17 protein-coding genes and 1 pseudogene are annotated in these 19,586 nt (G+C 45.3%); 14 read left to right on the top strand and 4 right to left on the bottom strand.

All coding sequences use genetic code 11. The features are described 5' to 3' along the window. Window positions 1-42: 42 nt before the first annotated feature. Window positions 43-1,104 (top strand): dTDP-glucose 4,6-dehydratase, encoded by a 1,062-nt coding sequence (rfbB, locus tag HWQ40_RS24515; protein WP_292782974.1) that lies wholly within the window; start codon window positions 43-45, stop codon window positions 1,102-1,104. On the opposite strand, the gene HWQ40_RS24510 is transcribed toward rfbB, so the two are convergent. Together HWQ40_RS24510 and HWQ40_RS24505 are read right to left on the bottom strand one after the other, a co-directional pair. Beyond that, window positions 1,031-2,506, bottom strand: coding sequence for an addiction module antidote protein (locus HWQ40_RS24510; protein WP_292782970.1), 1,476 nt, complete (start codon window positions 2,504-2,506; stop codon window positions 1,031-1,033). The two genes, rfbB and HWQ40_RS24510, sit on opposite strands and share 74 nt — an antisense overlap. Then, window positions 2,493-2,758 (bottom strand): annotated as a pseudogene (locus HWQ40_RS24505) (type II toxin-antitoxin system RelE/ParE family toxin). The gene HWQ40_RS24510 and the pseudogene HWQ40_RS24505 overlap by 14 nt, the downstream one beginning before the upstream one ends. Before the next feature lie 239 nt (window positions 2,759-2,997). On the opposite strand from HWQ40_RS24505, the gene HWQ40_RS24500 reads away from it, so the two are divergent. Further along, the gene (locus tag HWQ40_RS24500; protein ID WP_292782967.1) at window positions 2,998-4,191 is read left to right on the top strand and encodes a serine/threonine-protein kinase; all 1,194 of its coding nucleotides are present in this window, start codon (window positions 2,998-3,000) and stop codon (window positions 4,189-4,191) included. Window positions 4,192-4,259: 68 nt separating this feature from the next. Here HWQ40_RS24500 and msrA read toward each other — a convergent pair whose 3' ends face one another. Next, window positions 4,260-4,928 (bottom strand): peptide-methionine (S)-S-oxide reductase MsrA, encoded by a 669-nt coding sequence (msrA, locus tag HWQ40_RS24495; RefSeq protein WP_292782965.1) that lies wholly within the window; start codon window positions 4,926-4,928, stop codon window positions 4,260-4,262. Beyond that, the gene (locus tag HWQ40_RS24490; protein WP_292782962.1) at window positions 4,882-5,067 is read right to left on the bottom strand and encodes a hypothetical protein; all 186 of its coding nucleotides are present in this window, start codon (window positions 5,065-5,067) and stop codon (window positions 4,882-4,884) included. Before HWQ40_RS24490 ends, msrA begins: the two co-directional genes overlap by 47 nt. Before the next feature lie 81 nt (window positions 5,068-5,148). Between HWQ40_RS24490 and HWQ40_RS24485 the strand changes: the two genes are divergently transcribed. The 12 genes from HWQ40_RS24485 to opcA all read left to right on the top strand — a co-directional run bounded on the left by HWQ40_RS24485 (window position 5,149) and on the right by opcA (window position 19,550). Further along, window positions 5,149-5,586, top strand: coding sequence for a DUF202 domain-containing protein (locus HWQ40_RS24485; protein ID WP_292782959.1), 438 nt, complete (start codon window positions 5,149-5,151; stop codon window positions 5,584-5,586). 197 nt (window positions 5,587-5,783) lie between these two features. Continuing rightward, entirely contained in the window at window positions 5,784-6,662 is an 879-nt protein-coding gene (locus HWQ40_RS24480; RefSeq protein ID WP_292782956.1) for an STAS domain-containing protein, read from the top strand. Window positions 6,663-6,675: 13 nt separating this feature from the next. Next, a complete protein-coding gene (locus HWQ40_RS24475; RefSeq protein ID WP_292782953.1) occupies window positions 6,676-7,092 on the top strand; it encodes an STAS domain-containing protein in 417 nt (138 codons plus the stop codon). Continuing rightward, window positions 7,028-7,477: an anti-sigma regulatory factor gene (locus tag HWQ40_RS24470; protein WP_292782950.1), complete on the top strand. Its 450-nt coding sequence runs from the start codon at window positions 7,028-7,030 to the stop codon at window positions 7,475-7,477. The genes HWQ40_RS24475 and HWQ40_RS24470 overlap by 65 nt, the downstream gene beginning before the upstream one ends. A 1-nt stretch (window position 7,478) precedes the next feature. Then, window positions 7,479-8,486: an ATP-binding SpoIIE family protein phosphatase gene (locus tag HWQ40_RS24465; protein WP_292782948.1), complete on the top strand. Its 1,008-nt coding sequence runs from the start codon at window positions 7,479-7,481 to the stop codon at window positions 8,484-8,486. Next, window positions 8,483-10,633, top strand: coding sequence for an ATP-binding protein (locus HWQ40_RS24460; RefSeq protein ID WP_292782946.1), 2,151 nt, complete (start codon window positions 8,483-8,485; stop codon window positions 10,631-10,633). Before HWQ40_RS24465 ends, HWQ40_RS24460 begins: the two co-directional genes overlap by 4 nt. Next, a complete protein-coding gene (locus tag HWQ40_RS24455) occupies window positions 10,626-12,599 on the top strand; it encodes a response regulator (RefSeq protein ID WP_292782943.1) in 1,974 nt (657 codons plus the stop codon). The genes HWQ40_RS24460 and HWQ40_RS24455 overlap by 8 nt, the downstream gene beginning before the upstream one ends. 469 nt (window positions 12,600-13,068) lie before the next feature. Then, the gene (locus tag HWQ40_RS24450) at window positions 13,069-13,332 is read left to right on the top strand and encodes a hypothetical protein (RefSeq protein WP_292782940.1); all 264 of its coding nucleotides are present in this window, start codon (window positions 13,069-13,071) and stop codon (window positions 13,330-13,332) included. Between the two features lie 420 nt (window positions 13,333-13,752). Continuing rightward, window positions 13,753-14,802, top strand: coding sequence for a class 1 fructose-bisphosphatase (gene fbp, locus HWQ40_RS24445; RefSeq protein WP_292782937.1), 1,050 nt, complete (start codon window positions 13,753-13,755; stop codon window positions 14,800-14,802). Between the two features lie 377 nt (window positions 14,803-15,179). Beyond that, entirely contained in the window at window positions 15,180-16,325 is a 1,146-nt protein-coding gene (gene tal / locus HWQ40_RS24440) for a transaldolase (RefSeq protein WP_292782934.1), read from the top strand. 148 nt (window positions 16,326-16,473) lie between these two features. After that, complete coding sequence (gene zwf / locus HWQ40_RS24435; RefSeq protein ID WP_292783529.1) at window positions 16,474-18,003, top strand: glucose-6-phosphate dehydrogenase; 1,530 nt, start codon at window positions 16,474-16,476, stop codon at window positions 18,001-18,003. A 170-nt stretch (window positions 18,004-18,173) separates the two neighbouring features. Next, window positions 18,174-19,550 (top strand): glucose-6-phosphate dehydrogenase assembly protein OpcA, encoded by a 1,377-nt coding sequence (opcA, locus tag HWQ40_RS24430; RefSeq protein ID WP_292782932.1) that lies wholly within the window; start codon window positions 18,174-18,176, stop codon window positions 19,548-19,550. Window positions 19,551-19,586: the final 36 nt, after the last annotated feature.

Below are 19,586 nucleotides of genomic sequence, written 5' to 3'. Positions count from 1 at the left end.
CCGCAGAGGTGCACAGATCACAGAGACAAGAGAGGAAATTGAATGAATCGGCGGTTATTAGTTACTGGGGGTGCGGGGTTTATTGGGGCGAATTTTGTCCATCATTGGTGTCAGGTTTATCCAGACGATCGCGTGGTGGTGTTGGATGCTCTTACTTATGCGGGAAATCGTCTGAATTTGGCGCTGGTTGAGGGAAAAGAGAATTTTCGGTTTGTGCAGGGGGATATTTGCGATCGCACCATCATAGACAACCTATTATCAACGGAAAATATTAATACTATCGCCCATTTTGCCGCTGAATCTCATGTCGATCGTTCGATTCTTGGTCCAGCTGCTTTTGTGCAAACTAATGTGGTGGGAACTTTCACTTTACTAGAAGCTTTTCGACAACATTGGGATGCGAAAGCACAGCCATCTGATTATCGTTTTCTACACGTTTCTACTGATGAAGTCTACGGTAGCCTGAGCGCAGATGACGCAGCTTTTTGTGAGACGACACCCTACGCTCCCAATAGTCCCTACTCAGCTTCAAAAGCGGGTAGCGATCATTTAGTCCGTGCTTATTATCATACTTATCAACTTTCAACTATTATAACAAATTGCTCTAATAATTACGGCCCTTATCAGTTTCCCGAAAAACTAATTCCCCTGATGTGTATCAACACTTTGATAGGGAAACCATTACCTGTTTATGGTGATGGTAAAAATGTACGGGATTGGCTTTATGTGGGCGATCATTGCCGTGCTTTAGATGTAGTAATCAATTATGGTCAACCAGGAGAAACGTACAATATTGGTGGCAATAATGAGGTGGAAAATATTAACCTCGTCCAACTTTTATGTCAAATGATGGATGAATTAGCACCTGATTTACCAGTACATCCAGCAAAGCAGTTGATTACTTTTGTCAAAGATAGACAAGGACATGATCGGAGATATGCAATTAATGCGAACAAAATTAAAACTCAGCTTGGTTGGATGCCTTCAGTAACAATTGCTGAGGGTTTACGTTTAACTGTTGAATGGTATCTCAATCATCGTCATTGGTGGGAACCTCTGCTGTCTGCGGAATATCAAGCTTACTATCGCAAAAATTATCTGTAAAATGACTTAAAATCGGGCTAACTCCAACAAGTAAAAGTAATGGTTTCAAATTTTTATAGGGAACTAATTTGTCATAATGTAAACGCCCAAGAATTATGCCTGGATGTCTATTTTGATTTTGAGCAAATTGTTCAATTGCTTTACGAGAAAAGACTTTTTTATTCCTAATAATAAATTCATTTAATGTCTGAGGATTTATTAACCAGTCAGCCGCTTTTTCGTTAGCTGCTCTTTCCTCATCATTCTCTTCTAATGCATCCAAGTTGTCTAAATAAGCTCCTTGATGTCCTAAAACAATATGTGCTAACTCATGCATTAGGGTGAACCAAAATGAATCTATCCGGTCAGATCTCAATGTCAACGCGATAACGGGATTACTATTTAAATAAAAGGCTGCACCATCCAAGTAGGTTTTGCTTAAATGCGGCACAATTATAAAATGTACACCTAAATCTGCCAGCAATTTAGGAATCTGCACAATACTTTCTACTTGTTTAGCACAAGCAAGAATTTCAGGGATAGCAGTCTCAAGTTTTTTGCGTTCAAAACTAGCAACTTTTTGTTGTTTCGCTAGATTCTCAACTCGTTTTACCCAAGCTATGCGAGAAGTTTCCTCTGGCTCTCGATGCTCGGAACAACGAAAATTAACGTCTAGCTGGAGTGTTTCATCTAAAGAAGATACGCCGAAAAAATCACATACTTGCCGTTCTAAGTCATCAATTGAATCTGCTGCTTGAATCCACTTATTTTTGATTAGTTCAGAGATGGGAGCAATTGTATACAATCGGCTTTTACGAACTATATCTTGCTCCTTTTTTGCTTTTCCTACTAGATGAAGCCGATACTTTGCTTCAAGATTTGTCCAAAACTCTGGAGAAGTACCCAAGGCTTGAGAGAGTTCGATAGCTGTTTCAGGTGTAATTTGCTTGCTTCCCCGAATAATTTCATCGATGGTTTGAACTGGACGCCCCATAATTTCTGCTAAATCTTTCTGTGTCCAGCCACGGGCTTCTAATTCTCGACTTAAAATTTTTCCTGGTATTGGTAATCTTGCTGGTGCTAGCTTCTGGCTAATATTGCTGTTTCTCCTACTGCCTTGGTTAGTGGTAGTTGGTGTGAGAAAATATCCCAGTGCCTTCATGATGGAATTGACGTTTTCAAGGCGCGGGTTGCCATTGCTGGATAAGGCTTTTTGCAATCCCCGGCGTGTCATGCCTATTTGATCGGCTATCTCACTAATTCCTCGTACACGAGCAACGACGCGCAAGGATGCCAACAACGCACCGGAGTCGTTGTCTTCTGAATATTCCTGAAATATCTCCGTCAAATAATTGTCGATTTCTTCCGGGTGCTTACGGAAGTACTCTTCTTCAAATTCATCAAGTGTTCTAAATTTTCTCACCGCTTAGGTACTCCTTCCAGTAAGCTTTTGCGTCTTCGATGTCCTGATTCTGTGTGCTTTTGTCGCCTCCACACAGTACGACAACAATATTTTCAGCATCTTCACCGAAATAGACGCGATAACCAGAACCAAAGAACATTCGCAACTCGCTTAAACCATCTCCTATTGGCGCAACATCGCCGTAATTGCCTTGTTCAAGGCGGCGTAGGCGTTGCAGTATGCGTCGTTTTGTTGATCGCGTAAATTATCCATCCACTCTGCAAACGGCTCGTAACCGTCTTGATTGGCATAGATGATAATTGGCCACTTTTAATCTCTACTATTATTTATAGCCGATGCGAACAATAATTCGCACTAATTTTCTAGAGAACCCCAAAATTGGAATCTTCAACTGTTTTCAAGAAATTATCAGGCTGCCACAGTTTTTGTAGATAATGACTATCCTTGAATATAAGGGAATCAGATCAACGTAAATTGCCAGCAGGTGTAAGATGCTGCAACCAGAACAAATATTACAAGATCGTTATCAAATCCAGCGCCAACTCGGCAACAATGGAATTCGTCAAACTTGGCTAGCAAAAGATTTACAAGCCTCTAATGGCGAAAATTCCACTGTTGTGGTTAAACTTTTGGCCTTTGGCGGTACTGTACAGTGGGATGACCTGAAACTTTTTGAGAGGGAAGCACAAATTCTTAAACAGCTAAATCATCCCCGCATCCCTCGATATATAGATTATTTTTGTATCGACGATCGCACACTCTGGTTTGGCTTAATACAAGAATATATTCCTGGTGAGTCGCTTAAGGAAAAACTTGCTGTTGGCAAAAGGTTTAGTGAAAAGCGAGCGAGAAAAATTGCTGTTGAAGTTTTAAATATTCTCACCTATCTACATGAGTTAAATCCTGGAGTGTTGCATAGAGATATTAAACCAAGCAATTTAATCTGGGGCGACGATAATCGGATTTATTTAGTTGATTTTGGCGCAGTTCAAGATAAAGCGGCAAGAGAGGGCGTTACTTTTACCGTTGTCGGTACTTATGGTTATGCCCCAATGGAACAATTTGGTGGTCGAGCAGTTGCGGCTTCAGACTTATATGCACTGGGAGCGACTTTGATTCATTTGCTGACTGGAACTTCCCCCTGTGATTTACCCCAGCAGGATTTGCGACTGCAATTTACAGACCGAGTTAACCTCAGTCCCAGTTTTGTCAGCTGGCTACAAAAGTTGATAGAACCCGCTCCCGAACAAAGATTTACTAGTGCAAGCGTTGCGCTGAATGCCCTCAAATCAGGACTAACTGTCAAATCTGCAAATAAGCATCAGCTTTTGCCGCTAAAAGAAATCATCAACAATTCTGGGTGTGGGATCAATAATCAGAACGAAACAGTCCCAGAGGAAATTCTCGGTTGGAATTGGGGCGCTTTTCTGATGCCTTGGTTGTGGATGTGGCCGAATCAAGTGTGGTATGGTTTATTCTGTTTTGTACCTAATGCCTGGTGGTTAATGGCGATCGCACTTGGTGCAAAAGGCAATGAATGGGCTTGGAAAAGTAGACGGTGGCGCAGTATTGAACAATTCAGAGCCCATCAAAGAGGCTGGGCGATCGCTGGGATTCTACTTGGAGCGCCTATTAGTATTATGTTGTGGGTGCGAGCGATCGCTTTGCTTAAAGCTGCATTTTAGTGGGGCATTGGGCATTGGTATTATTTATTCTCCCCTGCTCCTCTGCCCCTCTGCTCCCCTGCTTCCTTCTAACTACTAACTTGCGATTCAACTACACCCACGGGACAAGAAACATTTGTCCCTCCCAAACCACAATACCCGTTGGGATTTTTAGCGAGGTATTGCTGATGGTAAGCTTCAGCGTAGTAAAATTCCGGCGCATCCAAGATTTCTGTAGTAATCTTGCCATAACCTGCGCTGTTGAGGGCTTGCTGATAAGCTTCCCGCGATGCTTCTGCTAGCTGCTTTTGATTTTCGGAATATACATAAATTCCCGAACGGTATTGAGTGCCAGTATCATTTCCTTGGCGCATACCTTGTGTGGGATTGTGGCTTTCCCAAAAGACTTTGAGTAGTTCGGCATAACTAATCACTTTGGGATCAAACACAACCAATACCACTTCATTGTGACCCGTTCGCCCACTACATACCTCTTCATAAGTGGGGTTGGGTGTTAAACCAGCAGCGTAACCGACTGCGGTGGTGTAAACTCCTTTAAGTTGCCAGAATTTGCGTTCTGCACCCCAAAAACAGCCCAAGCCAAAGATTGCCTTCTCTAATCCATCGGGATAAGGAGGTTTTAAGGGATTCTTATTGACATAATGAGCGGCGGGTACTGACATAGATTGTGCCCTTCCTGACAAAGCTTCCTCAGGCGTGGGCATAACTGCCTTTTTGCCAAATCCGAATAGTGCCATTGATTTTGACTCTGATATACATCTTTACCTTATTTAATATTGTAAAGATTCTAGCGATCGCTTGGGCTATAAGTATTAATACCTTGTTGATATTGAAGGTGCGCTTTCGCCGCAGCGAGGGCGATTCTGCGAGTTGCATAAGTCCTGTGTGGTGTTAGTCCATGCTATTCATCAATGTTATGAATACTTTTTAAGGCAAACTTAGCCTCAGAAGATAATTATGGATAAAATACCGAAAATTGACCGTCAAAGGGAGCATCAAGCGAATGAACGTACATTTCTGGCTTGGTTACGCACTTCTATTGCATTGATTGGTTTTGGTTTTGCGATCGCACGATTTGGTATATTTCTGCGCCAGTTGAATATTGCTATTACTCAACAAGAGCCTCCGGTAAGTCCATTATCTAACTCGGAAAATTTGGGTGTTGCTTTGGTAATTTTTGGAATTTCGACTATTGCCTTAGCTGCGTGGCGATACAACCAAGTTTTCTGGCAAATTGAACGAGGCGACTATAGACCAAATAGGTTAATGGTTTGGATAATGACTGGAGTAGTAATTATTTTAGGATTTTTCAGTATTCCTTTACTATTAAGGCGCGATAAAGTACCTTCTCGTTCTCCAGTTCCCATTCAACCACAGTCTCGAAATTTGCATTAAATACACTTTTTAGACGATCGCATTTTTTTGTAACTTCTTTGCCGATTCTCAATCAATCTTAGCGTAGGCGAGCATTTACCGCAGTCATTGCTCTATGCCTGCACAATTTATTGCACTTCATACCTAGCAAGCTTTTAGGCTTTTTGTAATCATCGCTTTCACCTTGGGCTGAATCGTCATACACTGATTTTTAACTAATGAAAGCGGTTGCCCTCAGAGAAACGATGAGCGAAAGTAAGATATCAGAGATATTAGAAACCTTCGAGGCAGACTTGCTGTCGGAGTGGACTCAGGAACTAGCCATTGTCAATATTCGCAGAGGCTTGATTAAAGAAGCCCAGCTAAAGGAGGAGTGCCGGGAATTCCTTAGTTTGTTTCGAGTTGCCGTTGGGCGGGGCAACTTTACCAATATTCAGGCAGCGGCGTGGCAGGAAATGCGGGAGATGCTGAACAGCATTTCTCGATCGCGATCGCAAAATGGCTTCACACCCTCAGAAACGGCTACATTCGTCTTTTCGTTCAAGCAACCCCTCTTCAAACGAATGCGTCAGCAATTGAAAGACCCCATTGAGTTGGGTGAAAATATCTGGTTAGCCACAAACTTACTGGATCAGCTAGGATTGCTGACAATTGAAGTCTATCAAAAGGCGCGAGAAGAGGTGATTTTGCGGCAGCAGGAAGAGTTGATGGAGCTGTCTACCCCAGTGGTTAAACTCTGGGAGGGAATTTTGGCATTGCCGATTATCGGCACTCTGGATAGTGCCCGCACTCAAATGATGATGGAGTCGTTATTGCAGAAGATTGTCGAAACCAGTTCCGAAGTTGCCATCATTGACATTACCGGGGTTCCCACTGTCGATACCCTGACTGCTCAACATCTGCTCAAGACCGTTACCGCCGCCCGTCTCATGGGAGCTGATTGTATGATCAGTGGCATTCGTCCGCAAATTGCCCAAACAATCGTTTATCTCGGCATTGATTTGACAAATGTAGTCACAAAAGCAACGTTAGCCGATGCCTTTCTGACGGCACTAAAACAGTTGGGAACGACCATTACCCGCTCTCAATCCAAATAGCTGGAAGAAAGCAATGGAAAGCATTCCTATACTTAAAATGGGCAATTTTCTACTTGTGACAATCCAAGTAGATATGCATGATCGCCTCGCAATGACGCTACAGGACGACCTGACCAGCCGCATTACTGAAACTCACGCTCACGGTGTATTGATTGATATTTCTGCATTAGAGATTGTTGATTCCTTCATTGGTAGGATTTTAGGTAATATTGCCAAAATGTCACGGGTGCTGGATGCTGAGACAGTTGTCGTCGGGATGCAGCCTGCCGTGGCAATTACCCTAGTGGAATTGGGGATGTCGCTGACGGGCATTCGCACTGCCCTAAACGTAGAAAAGGGTATGGCATTGTTGCGATCGTCACTCAGTGAAACCAGAAATCAAAGCACTGCTATTAAATGGCGTGCAGCAGATGATGATGCAGAAGACTGAAACGATCAACATTCAATCTTCTGGTGATGTAGTTTTAGTTCGGCAAGCCGTGCGCCAGCTGGCCGTGGAAATTGGCTTTGGCTTAGTAGACCAAACTAAAATTGTTACCGCTGCCAGTGAGTTAGCCCGCAATACCCTAGACTACGGAGGGGGCGGCACAGTCAAGCTAGAAACGCTTCAGGAAGGGCGACGACGAGGACTCCGGCTGACCTTTGAAGATCGGGGGCCAGGAATTTCCGATATCGAACTGGCTCTAAAGGATGGGTTCACCACGGGCAGTGGTTTAGGTATGGGGCTGGGTGGTGCCAAACGACTTGCCAACGAGTTTGAGATTCAGTCTGTGGTGGGAGAAGGGACACTGATAAAAATTGTACGATGGAAATAAAATGAAAGAATCTGTCGCTGTCACAATTACTGAATCTAGCCAGACCGGGGAAGCCAGACGGGCAGCGATGGCTTTAGCAACTCGGCTCGGTTTTGAGGAAACAGAACGGGGCAAGGTTGGGATTGTGGTGACAGAAATTGCGAACAATCTGGTACAGCACGCCCACGGCGGAGTTGTGTTGCTGCGATCGCTCAAGCAACATTCCAAAATTGGCATTGAAATTTTATCGCTAGATAAAGGACGGGGAATGGTCGATGTGGATGAGTGTTTGCAAGATGGCTTTTCCACAGCCGGAACCTTGGGTAATGGTATGGGTGCAATTCGTCGCCTTTCTGGTTTATTTGAAATTTACTCCATTCCCAACCAAGGAACAGCGCTCCTCGCTCACCTCTGGCCAGACTCAGCACCCCATCTACCTGAAAAGGTTTTAGAAATTGGAGCGATCTGTTTGCCTATACGGGGAGAAGAGGTTTCAGGAGATACCTGGGTCTGTGAAGTCGATTGTTGCCGTAGCCTGTTGCTAGTAGCCGATGGTTTAGGGCATGGGCCTGCGGCTGCCAGTGCTGCTGACGCAACCGTGAGAATCTTTCAAGAACATCTTCATCGTTCTCCTGGTGCGATCGTCGAAGCTGCCCACGCCGCCTTGCGAAGTACGCGAGGAGCCGCACTGGCCATTGCCGAAATCGACTTTGACCAACAGTCTGTCCGCTTTGCCGGAATTGGCAACATCGCTGCCAGCATTTTCTCATTTACTGAGCATCACAATCTGGTCTCTCATAATGGCACAGTCGGACATGAAATCCGCAAAATTCAAGAGTTTAGCTATCCCTGGTATGGCAACGGACTTTTAATTATGCATTCTGACGGATTAGGCGCTAAGTGGCAGATCGATCGCTATCCAGGCTTAATTCAAAAACATCCCAGCTTGATTGCAGGTGTGCTATACCGAGACTTTAACCGAGAGCGAGACGATGTGACTGTGTTGGTCGCAAAAGGAATGGGCAGATGACAAGCGTTTTCACGATCGCCATCCAGTACGAACAGGATGTTGTGCAAGCTCGGCAACGAACTCGTGAGATCGCCGAGCAGTTGGGCTTTGATGCTCAAGATCGGGCGCGATTGGCAACGGCAGTTTCCGAAATTGCCCGCAACGCCTTTCAATATGCCAAAGGCGGAACAGTTGAATTTTCCGTGGCAGGAGAGCCTCAGACGTTTCTGATTCGGATTCAGGATCGGGGTGGGGGCATTCCTCATTTGGCAGACGTTTTGGCAGGACGCTACACCTCCGATACAGGAATGGGGCTAGGCATCGTGGGCACCCGCAGGTTGATGGATTTCTTTGAGATTGAATCGCTTCCCGAGCAAGGAACAACGGTAACAATCGGCAAAAAGTTGTCGAAGCGCACACCCACTTTCACCAATTCGCAATTGCAGCAGATTCGAGAAACCGTAATTGGGCGATCGCCCGAAAATCCCTATCAAGAAATCCAGCAGCAAAACCAAGAATTACTCCGGGCAATGGCAGAGCTACGCAAGCGCGAGGAAGAACTGAGCCAACTCAATCAGGAACTGGAAGATACTAATCGCGGTGTGGTTGCCCTATATGCAGAACTGGATGAAAAGGCAAGCTCCCTGCAACAGGTAAACGAGCTAAAAACCCGCTTTCTCTCGAACATGAGCCACGAGTTTCGCACGCCGCTCAACTCAATTCTCTCCCTCTCTCGGATGCTGCTGGCCCGGATGGATGGCGATTTGACCATCGAGCAAGAAAAGCAGGTGACATTCATCCAAAAGGCGGCAAGCGGATTATCAGAATTGGTCAACGACTTGCTGGATTTAGCAAAAGTGGAAGCTGGAAAAATTGAAGTGCATCCCAGTTCTTTTGAAGTGAGTGACTTGTTTGGTACGCTGCGGGGGATGCTGCGCCCATTATTGGTTCAAGGCTCCTCTGTGGCACTGATTGTCGAGGAACCTGAAGGTATTGCGCCGCTCTATACCGATGAGGGGAAAGTCGCTCAAATTCTGAGAAACTTTGTCTCGAATGCGCTCAAATTTACCGAGCAGGGAGAGGTGCGCGTCAGCGCGGTGCAAACGGGTCATACCGTCACCTTCTCTGTATCTGATACGGGCATCGGCATTGCTCCCGCCGATCAAGAGCGGATTTTTGAGGATTTTATGCAAATTGAGTCCCCTCTACAAAAGCAGGTGAAGGGAACCGGTTTAGGATTGCCGTTATCGCGCAAGCTAGCGGAGCTAATTGGCGGCAGCATTTCGGTGAAAAGTCAGCTGGGTGAAGGCTCTACCTTTACAGCCTTGATTCCCATCGTCTACCCACATACCACCGAATTGACCACCGTACTGCAACCAATCGCATCAGTTGAGCCAACTCGCCTGCCCATTCTGGTGGTTGAGGATCATCCAGAAACTCTATTTATTTACGAAAAGCATCTTCAGGAATCAATCTATCAATTGATTGCGACCCGCACCTTAGCTCAGGCAAGGCTTGCCTTACAACAATTTCGGCCGGCGGCGATTATGCTAGATATTCTGCTGGAAGGGCAAAACGGCTGGACGTTCTTGCGAGAAATCAAAGGAGATGAAACAACCCGTACTATCCCTGTACTCGTTATTACCATCATTGATAACGAAAAACAAGCACTGGCGCTAGGAGCAGACGGTTTTCTAATTAAGCCGGTAGACAGATTGCCCCTGTTGAATAAACTTAATACGCTAATTACTGAGAACAAGCCTCAAAAAATCTTGTTAATTGATGATGACCCCGCCTATCGGTATCTGGTGAAACAGTTGTTAATAAATACACCGTTGAGTATTTTAGAAGCCACGAACGGACAGGAAGGATTAAATTTGGCACAATACGAGCAACCAAACGCGATCGTGCTGGACTTGGAGATGCCAGAGATGGGCGGGTTTGATGTACTCAAGCAGCTTAAAAACAATTCCCTCACTCAGTCGATTCCTGTGATCATCCATTCATCTGCTCAACTGGATGCAGAAGTGCAGAGCCAGTTAGCGGCACAAAGCATCGCCATTGTTTCCAAAGAAACAGGCTCTCAAAGGACGGCGATCGCCCAACTTCAAGATGCCCTTGTCAAAGCCGGACTTATTCTAGAGGTTTCAGGGAAAAGTCATGTCTGAGCCACGAGTTACGATCCTGCATATTGACGATAACGAAGCCAATCGTTACATTGTTACCCGTATTTTGCAAAATGCAGGTTTTAGTGTCGTGGAAGCGGCAACCGGAGCGGCAGGATTAGAAATCGTTGCTAACTTTCAGCCTGACTTAGTAATTTTAGATGTCCAACTACCAGATATCAGTGGCTTTGAAGTCTGTCGCCAAATTAAGGCAAACCCGGAAACGGCTTTTATCCCTGTGCTACACCTTTCTGCAAGTTTTGTCCAAAGCCAGGATAAAGCAGAAGGCTTGAACAGTGGTGCTGATGCCTATTTAGCACAACCTGTTGAACCTATTGAACTGCTTGCCACTTTGCGATCGCTGCTGCGAATTCGCCGGGCAGAGGAAGCTGCTTTGTCCTCAGCGCGGGAGTGGCAAACCACCTTTGACTCCATCAATGACGGTGTATCTCTGGTAGATCAAGAAGGTATAATTCTGCGCTGTAATCGAGCGATGATGCAGCTTTTTGGCAAGCCCTACCAAGAAATTTTAGGTTATGCCCACCATGAATTGATGGGCGCAGAATTGGGAATCGGCGATGGCACTTGTTTTCGCCGGGCGAAAGAAACTCACCAACGGCAAGTTCTCGAATTTCAGTCGAAAGGACGATGGTTTGCCAAAACCTTCGACCCGGTATTTGATGAGCATGGGACTCTCACAGGCGCCGTTTTCATCCTATCCGATATCACCGAACGTAAGCGAGCAGAAGGATTGCTGCAAGATCAAAACGATCGCCTCAATCAATTGATGATTTCTTTGCAACAACAAACTGAACAAGCGCAGCAAGCCAACCGAATCAAAGATGAGTTTTTGGCAGTGCTGTCTCATGAATTGCGATCGCCCCTGAATCCAATTCTGGGTTGGGCAAGAATTCTGCAAAAGAGTCACCAGGACGCAGCTAAAACTCAGTACGCCCTCGAAACAATCGAGCGCAACGCTAAACTGCAAGCACAATTAATCGAAGATTTGCTCGATGTGTCGCGCATTCTCCAAGGCAAGTTGAGTTTAAACACAGTTCCAGTCGGTCTAACTTTTACCATCAAAGCTGCCCTTGAAACCGTGCGGCTTGCTGCTGAAGCTAAATCTATTCAGATTCAAACAATATTTGAACCGAACGTTGGGCAAGTATTGGGTGATTCTGGTCGCCTGCAACAAGTTGTTTGGAATCTACTTTCTAATGCAATTAAATTTACCTCACAGGGTGGTCAAGTAGAAGTACGGTTAGAAAGTACAAAGGATGAAGTAGATACTCATCCTGCGGAATACACTCAAATCACTATCAGCGACACTGGTAGGGGGATCTCTGGTGACTTTCTGCCCTACGTCTTTGACTACTTTCGCCAAGCCGATGGGACAACGACTCGAAAATTTGGCGGGTTGGGGTTAGGGTTAGCGATCGTGCGTCATTTGGTTGAATTACATGGCGGAACCGTTCAGGCAGCCAGTCCTGGAGAAGGGCAAGGAGCAGTGTTTACAGTCAAACTTCCACTCATCGCTGCTTCAAAATTGAATCAAGATAATACAGCCGATCGCGATCGCTCAGACTTCAATCTCAATGGATTGCAAGTGCTGCTTGTAGACGATGATAAAGATTCGCGGGAGTTCATTGCCTTCGTGCTAGAACAGTACGGGGCACAAGTGACTGAAGCAGACTCAGCACATGATGCTCTGAGCAATTTGATGCAAGCAAAATTTGATTTGTTAATTAGTGATATTGGTATGCCCGATATGGATGGCTACACACTAATTCGTCAAATTAGAAAGCAGTCACCCGATCAAAGCGGAGAAATTCCAGCGATCGCCCTGACTGCTTATGCGGGAGAAATCGATCGACAACAGGCACTAGCGGCCGGATTTCAACAGCATATTTCTAAACCAATTGACCTAGAAGTATTAATACAGGCTATTTTAACTATAGTAACGGTCTAGCAACCTGACTTTTGCCTTATCTTTTGAAAGCATGGGGTAGCTCCTCTAAGCCCTATCCCAAAGTCCCATTTTTTTGTCGCTTATTGTCATTAACTATAAAGCACTTATAAAGAAATCGCTCAAATCAAATGCGGAGAATGAAATAACGAACCGCAAAGGACGCAAAGAACGCAAAGGAAATAGGTTTGTAAAGGGTTTTTGTACCAGTCCTGTGTCTATTTGGCAAAATTGGGATGCTCCCTGGGCAATCACAATGTAGCCGCGCTGGCCACTGCCTTGTGCTATTGTTGCTGCCAATAAAGGAATCAAGCCAAAAAAGTGACCAATAATTCAGATTTCCATTGACTACGAACCCAAAATCATTAGCAGGGGTTGCGACTGCATTCCCTGGTGATTCCAGCTTTGACTCAGAAGAATTGGCTGGTATCGGCTTTGTTGTGACCAATGTTAGAAAGTTTGATGGTTGTAGATGAACATAGGAATAATCCAGCCTTACAGTAACGGGTTTTTAGAAGTTGTACCAGAGAGCGATTATTGGCAGATTGCAGCTATACACATCAATGGCCAAGCCTACTGCCCTACTCCTCAGCTTTATCGTTCAGAAAAAGTGGCATTAGCAAAAGCAACACAAATTTATGATTGGATAGCTGACCACCAACACCAAATCAGTGATGAGGCTTACTACTGCTCTGAATTGAAACTCATCCTATGGCAGCAACCAAAAGTATCTTAGTTAACCAGGCAGATTGCTTGCCTTGGGCAAATCTGATAGTAGTTTCGTATTAATGTTTCAGAGTAAACCTATAGTCCCTGCCGCAAATCTGGGGATTTTAGTTTGTTGACTAGGATGTGTAGGCATACCCGCTTGTTTGAGAAAGTCGTGTTCAGTCGAACTATCTAGTACAGCATGGCGTAAATAAATATACCATTTCAAATGGCGCAAGAGCTTGGAATATAATTATGCGTGACTTTTGACTTCCGCCTTGCAGTACTAGGCTCTGGGTGCAGGGGGTCAGCAAAAACTCATTTCTTTAGTTTATCTAAAGTCGCATCTAAGTTATCAAATTACCTTTCTAAGATAGAAGCAGCAACTATAAGTTGCTATAGATGACTAAAACCCAATTAACAGCTAGTGGCTGCGGAGAACATAAAAATGGCTAAAGCGCCAGAATCTTTAGACTTATCTACCTACGATGCTACAGACAGAGCTTTAGATCGTGACTGTACAACCTTATCCCGTCACGTCCTCCAACAACTTCAGAGTTTTTCGCCAGATGCACAGGATTTGAGTGCGCTGATGAATCGCATCGCCCTGGCCGGGAAACTGGTTGCTCGTCGCATGAGCCGCGCCGGTTTAATGGAAGGCGTTCTTGGATTTACTGGAGAAGTTAATGTCCAAGGCGAATCCGTCAAAAAGATGGATGTTTATGCCAATGATGTATTTATCTCAGTGTTTAAGCAAAGCGGCTTAGTGTGTCGCCTCGCGTCTGAGGAAATGGAAAATCCCTACTACATTCCCGAAAATTGCCCGATTGGCCGCTATACCCTGCTGTATGACCCAATTGATGGCTCATCCAATACTGATAATAATCTTAGCTTAGGTTCCATTTTCGCCATTCGCCAACAAGAAGGAACTGATAGCGATGGTAAGGCAACTGACCTCCTCACCAATGGACGTAAGCAACTCGCTGCCGGATACATCCTGTATGGGCCCTGCACGATGCTGGTTTATACTATAGGTAAGGGCGTTCATTCCTTTGTTCTTGATCCCAGCTTAGGAGAGTTTATTCTCACAGAAGAAAATATTCGCATTCCTAACCACGGTTCTGTTTACAGCGTGAACGAGGGTAACTTTTGGCAGTGGGAAGAATCAATTCGAGAATACATCCGCTACGTTCATCGCACAGAAGGCTACAGCGCTCGTTATAGCGGCGCAATGGTGAGCGACATCCATAGAATTTTGGTTCAAGGCGGCGTGTTTCTCTACCCAGGCACAATTCAAAACCCAGAAGGAAAATTACGCTTGCTTTATGAAACGGCTCCTCTCGCCTTTTTGATTGAACAAGCAGGTGGCCGTGCTACTACAGGACTGGTAAATATCTTGGATGTAGTACCAAAAAAACTGCATCAGCGCACGCCTTTAATTATTGGTAGCAAAGAGGATGTCGCAAAGGTGGAGTCTTTTATTCAAAACGGACACTAGTGTAAGAAGGCAGAAGGCAGGATAGCGCAGCGTTAGCGAGTCCGCGAGCGTTGGCAGGAGGCAGAAGGAATATTGCTTGTTTCATTGGCTTCTTTATCTTTTTTAACTAGATAACTATTTCCGCTATGCCGTACTAAACAAGGTTGACAAAAGCATCAAGGATGCGTCTATATGGCATTAATTAAAAGTTAATCATGGTGATTTAGGATTGGGAATGCAGAATAGCACTTCTTGAAGATGTATTAAAGATTATCTCAGCTGGCCGATGCGATAAGTGATTGGCAACGCCACAATTCAAAAGTAACCATCAGCATTTGATGGGTTTTGCCAACTTTACTTAGAAGCATCACTATACAGGAGTGAAATAAATTAGAGCTATGTCTACCAATCATCTACTAGAAATTAACCAATACGGTCAAAGTATCTGGATGGATAATTTGAGCCGTGACATTATTCAATCAGGGGAACTCAAAAACCTGGTTGAAAATCAAGGAATATCTGGGATTACCTCTAATCCAGCGATCTTTGAAAAAGCGATCGCTGGTAACGTTATTTATGATGCCGATATCGAAGCCGGAGTTCGGGCTGGCTTACCCATAGACAAAATTTACGAATCCCTAGTTTTTGCAGATATCCGTAATGCCTGTGATATTTTACGCCCTGTTTATGAAGCCTCGAATAGACTAGATGGTTATGTGAGTATCGAAGTACCGCCAACCATTGCTCATGATACTGAAGCAACCATAGCTGAAGCCCGTCGCTATTTCCAAGAAGTTGGTCGGGAAAATTTGATGATTAAAATTCCCGGCACAGAACCTGGTTTGCCAGCAGTGGAACAGGTAATAGCCGAAGGGATAAATGTCAATATTACGCTGCTGTTTTCTGTAGAAAGCTATATAAACACAGCAATGACTTATATTCGGGGCTTAGAAAAACGGGTGGCTGAAGGGAAGGATATCAGTAAAATTGCTTCAGTCGGTAGCTTCTTCCTCAGTCGGATCGATAGCAACATTGACGGCAAGATTGATGCTAAGTTGAAAAAAGGCGTTGATGATATTTCCGTGGAAGCAAAGCTAAGAGCTGTTAAAGGAAAAGTAGCGATCGCTAACGCTAAGATTGCGTATCAGGAATACAAGAAAATCATTAGAAGCGAGCGTTGGCAAGATTTGGCAGCAAAAGGGGCCACAGTACAACGGCTACTTTGGGCTAGCACCAGCACCAAAGACCCCAACTACAGAGATGTGATGTATATCGAAGAGTTGATTGGGCGTGATACCGTCAACACCGTACCACCAGCGACGATTAAAGCTTGTGCCGATCATTGTAACGTAAGCGATCGCTTAGAAACAGATTTAGATAATGCTTACACGCTGATCGAAAACCTCAAAGATCCTGACATCAATATCGATCTCGATAACGTAATGGATGAACTGTTAGTCGATGGTATTGACAAGTTTATCCAGCCCTTCCAGTCCTTGATGAACTCTTTAGAAGAAAAGATCAAGGTATTGTCACCAGTGTAGGGACTGGGTATTGGGGACAAGGGGACAAGGGGACAAGGAGACAAGGGGACAAGGAGAATAACCCATGCCCCATGCCCCATGCCCAATGCCCCATGCCCCATGCCCCATGCCCAATCTCAAAATCCAAAACCCAAAATCCAAAATTGTTATGGTTAGTCTGCTAGAAAATCCCTTGCGCGTTGGTCTGCAACAACAAGGGATGCCCGAACCCCAGATTATAGTCATTTTTGGCGCTTCTGGCGATCTCACCTGGCGCAAACTAGTGCCAGCACTTTACAAATTGCGGCGAGAACGGCGTATTCCACCAGAAACGACCATTGTCGGTGTGGCACGTCGAGAATGGAGCCATGAGTACTTCCGCGAACAAATGCAAAAGGGCATGGAAGAGGCACATGCTGATGTCGATTTAGGAGAACTTTGGCAAGATTTCTCTCAAGGTCTGTTCTACAGCCCTGGGGATATCGATAACCCCGAAGGCTACCAGAAACTGAAAAACCTATTGACTGAATTAGACGAAAAACGGGGCACACGAGGGAATCGTATGTTCTACCTCTCGGTTGCCCCCTCATTCTTTCCGGAAGCTATTAAGCAGCTAGGAAGCGCCGGGATGCTAGAAGATCCCTACAAACATCGTCTAGTAGTTGAAAAACCCTTTGGTCGAGACTTGGCTTCTGCCCAGAGTCTTAACCAAGTCGTACAGAAATATTGTAAAGAAAACCAAGTATACCGCATTGACCACTACTTGGGTAAAGAGACAGTCCAGAATTTGCTGGTGTTTCGCTTTGCCAATGCGATTTTTGAGCCATTGTGGAATCGTCAATTTGTTGACCACGTGCAAATTACCGTGGCAGAAACCGTGGGAGTGGAAGACCGGGCTGGTTACTATGAAAGCGCCGGCGCACTACGGGATATGTTGCAAAACCACTTAATGCAACTTTACTGCCTAACGGCGATGGAAGCACCCAACGCAATGGATGCCGACAGCATCCGCACAGAAAAAGTGAAGGTACTTCAAGCTACTCGTCTAGCTGATGTTCACAATCTGTCACGGTCAGCAGTACGCGGTCAGTATAGTGCTGGCTGGATGAAGGGTCAAGCAGCGCCAGGGTATCGGACAGAACCAGGCGTTGCTCCCAACTCCACCACACCCACCTACGTCGCCATGAAGTTTTTGGTAGATAACTGGCGCTGGAAAGGTGTTCCTTTCTACTTGCGTACCGGGAAGCGGATGCCGAAAAAAGTCAGTGAGATTGCCATTCACTTCCGCGAAGTTCCGTCTCGGATGTTCCAATCTGCCGCCCAACAGACAAACGCCAATATTTTGACGATGCGGATTCAGCCAAATGAAGGTATTTCCCTGCGTTTTGATGTGAAAATGCCGGGGGCAGAATTCCGTACCCGTTCCGTTGACATGGACTTTAGTTATGGTTCCTTTGGCATCCAAGCAACATCTGATGCCTACGATCGCTTATTCCTTGATTGTATGATGGGCGATCAAACATTGTTCACCCGCGCAGACGAAGTAGAAGCAGCTTGGCAGGTAGTAACACCAGCCCTTTCCGTTTGGGATGCACCCGCCGACGCAAATACTATTCCCCAGTATGAAGCCGGTACCTGGGAACCAACAGAAGCAGAATTCTTAATTAACCAGGATGGCCGTCGCTGGCGCAGACTCTAACAATTTTAGATTTTAGATTTTAGATTTTAGATTGGGGACGGCGAAATCGGGAATAGATAATAGGGAATATGAAAAACTATTACTAATTACCAAATTACTAGTTCTTAATCCAAAATCCAAAATCTCAAATCTCAAATCCAAAATCCAAAATCCAAAATCCAAAACTTCCTATGGCTCCCCAAGCTTCTACAATTTATTCACTTCAGGCGCCAAAAGATATTTCGCTTAACGAAATAGAAGCGGAACTTAATCAAATTTGGCAAAGTTACGGCATTACTGGCGAGGACGGTGGGCTTCCTGCTGCTACTCGGGCCACGACATTTACCTTAGTGGTTTATGAACCCGAAGAAACCCAGTATCTTTTGGCTACTTTGGGATTTTACAACGGCCCGCTTGACGGGATTTTAGGGCCTCAGATGGTATCTGCCTTGCGGCAAGTGCAGAAAAAATATGCACTGCCAGATACTGGAACAGCAACAGGTGAAACCCTGGCTATCTTGAGAGAAGAATTCATCAAACGTCAAGGAAACGGCGCTGCGGGAGACAATGTTTCTATTGAACTTCCCAGCTTAAATGCCCCAAGCCCCAGAATTGCCGATGAAATCGCCCTCCGCAACCCTTGCCGCATCATCGCGCTATTTCCCATTACTGGCGAAGATAAAGGGGTCAAGGCTCAAGTTTCTGCCTATTGCCCAATCCAAAAGCAATCGTCAAGTACACTAATTTGCTGCGAATACATCACTCTCAGTGGAACTGCTGCTGCCTTGGAACGGGTAGGGGGCATGATTCCAGCATTGTTAATTGGCGGCTTACCAAAGTTTCTCTGGTGGAAAGCAACACCAGACCCCAACAATACTCTATTCAAGCGGCTGGCAGACGTCTGCAATAATGTGATTGTGGATTCTTGCCGCTTTAACGAGCCAGAAAGTGATTTACTCCGTCTCCAAGAATTAGTGGAAAGTGGTGTTCCCCTGGCTGACCTCAACTGGCGTCGCCTCTCAGCATGGCAAGAATTGACAGCTGAAGCTTACGACTCACCTCATCGTCGGGCTGCCCTTCGGGAAGTTGACCGAGTAACTATTGATTACGAAAAAGGCAACCCCGCTCAAGCATTGCTGTTTTTGGGTTGGTTGGCAAGTCGTCTAGGATGGCAGCCAGTTTCCTATCAAAAGGAAACCGGAGATTATGACATCACTCGCATTAATTTTATTGCCCAAGACCAACGGCAAGTAGAAACCGAATTAGCGGGCGTTCCCCTTGCTGATGTGGGTGAGATTGCTGGCGACTTGATTGCTTTGCGCCTCAGTTCGACTAATCCGAAGGCAGACTGTGGTACAGTAATTTGCTCGGAAACTGGTGGTTGTATGCGGATGGAAACCCACGGTGGTGCTCAATCTGCCGGTCTGTTTCAACAGGTGACTTCACTTTCAGAACAAAAGGCGGAAGCATTGCTGAGTCAGCAGGTACAACGCTGGGGTCGTGAGTCACTTTTTGAAGAAAGTCTGGGAGTGACAGCGAATATTTTCAAATTGGAAACAAATAGTTAGTTTCGCTTGGAAAGCATAAAAGTTACCAAAATTGCG

The sequence above is a fragment of the Nostoc sp. NMS9 genome, assembly GCF_017114995.1.
In the GTDB taxonomy this organism is placed as follows: domain Bacteria; phylum Cyanobacteriota; class Cyanobacteriia; order Cyanobacteriales; family Nostocaceae; genus Nostoc.
The sequence above is the reverse complement of the archived record's forward strand: the minus strand, read 5'-3'. Positions and strand labels throughout refer to the sequence as shown.

What these genes read in the sequence shown, in the direction of transcription:
- rfbB (WP_292782974.1), top strand. Translation starts at nt 43, where the DNA reads ATGAATCGGCGGTTATTAGTTACTGGGGGTGCGGGGTTTATTGGGGCG.
- HWQ40_RS24500 (WP_292782967.1), top strand. Translation starts at nt 2,998, where the DNA reads ATGCTGCAACCAGAACAAATATTACAAGATCGTTATCAAATCCAGCGC.
- msrA (WP_292782965.1), bottom strand. Translation starts at nt 4,928, where the DNA reads ATGGCACTATTCGGATTTGGCAAAAAGGCAGTTATGCCCACGCCTGAG.
- HWQ40_RS24490 (WP_292782962.1), bottom strand. Translation starts at nt 5,067, where the DNA reads ATGCAACTCGCAGAATCGCCCTCGCTGCGGCGAAAGCGCACCTTCAAT.
- HWQ40_RS24485 (WP_292782959.1), top strand. Translation starts at nt 5,149, where the DNA reads ATGGATAAAATACCGAAAATTGACCGTCAAAGGGAGCATCAAGCGAAT.
- HWQ40_RS24480 (WP_292782956.1), top strand. Translation starts at nt 5,784, where the DNA reads ATGAAAGCGGTTGCCCTCAGAGAAACGATGAGCGAAAGTAAGATATCA.
- HWQ40_RS24475 (WP_292782953.1), top strand. Translation starts at nt 6,676, where the DNA reads ATGGAAAGCATTCCTATACTTAAAATGGGCAATTTTCTACTTGTGACA.
- HWQ40_RS24465 (WP_292782948.1), top strand. Translation starts at nt 7,479, where the DNA reads ATGAAAGAATCTGTCGCTGTCACAATTACTGAATCTAGCCAGACCGGG.
- HWQ40_RS24460 (WP_292782946.1), top strand. Translation starts at nt 8,483, where the DNA reads ATGACAAGCGTTTTCACGATCGCCATCCAGTACGAACAGGATGTTGTG.
- HWQ40_RS24455 (WP_292782943.1), top strand. Translation starts at nt 10,626, where the DNA reads ATGTCTGAGCCACGAGTTACGATCCTGCATATTGACGATAACGAAGCC.
- HWQ40_RS24450 (WP_292782940.1), top strand. Translation starts at nt 13,069, where the DNA reads ATGAACATAGGAATAATCCAGCCTTACAGTAACGGGTTTTTAGAAGTT.
- fbp (WP_292782937.1), top strand. Translation starts at nt 13,753, where the DNA reads ATGGCTAAAGCGCCAGAATCTTTAGACTTATCTACCTACGATGCTACA.
- tal (WP_292782934.1), top strand. Translation starts at nt 15,180, where the DNA reads ATGTCTACCAATCATCTACTAGAAATTAACCAATACGGTCAAAGTATC.
- zwf (WP_292783529.1), top strand. Translation starts at nt 16,474, where the DNA reads ATGGTTAGTCTGCTAGAAAATCCCTTGCGCGTTGGTCTGCAACAACAA.
- opcA (WP_292782932.1), top strand. Translation starts at nt 18,174, where the DNA reads ATGGCTCCCCAAGCTTCTACAATTTATTCACTTCAGGCGCCAAAAGAT.